A 230-nucleotide genomic window follows, 5' to 3' on the forward strand; every position below is an offset into this window, starting at 1 on the left:
CCACTCTCGAAATTCACGGCATTGATGATGATGTGATTATGAATATGCTCCTTGTCCGTATGCGTGTAGATGACGGCTTCATGCCCTTTAGAGATGGCTCGAGCGAGTTCTTGTCCGATCTCGTTCGCTTGTTTGGCTGTTACTTCCCCTGGCTTAAAGGATTGAATGACATGGTGGGCTTGAATTCCGTCCGGTTTGCCCCATAATTCTCTCGTCGCCTTCATCTGAGA

The 230-nt window shown here is 48.3% G+C and carries 1 protein-coding gene; it reads right to left on the reverse strand.

What is annotated here, in order from left to right; translation table 11 throughout:
- The coding region (locus tag KNP94_RS15850) for a relaxase/mobilization nuclease domain-containing protein (RefSeq protein WP_215115967.1) at window positions 1–230 on the reverse strand (230 nt) is incomplete at both ends.

Source organism: Exiguobacterium sp. s80 (assembly GCF_018618725.1).
GTDB classification, from domain to species: Bacteria; Bacillota; Bacilli; order Exiguobacteriales; family Exiguobacteriaceae; genus Exiguobacterium_A; species Exiguobacterium_A oxidotolerans.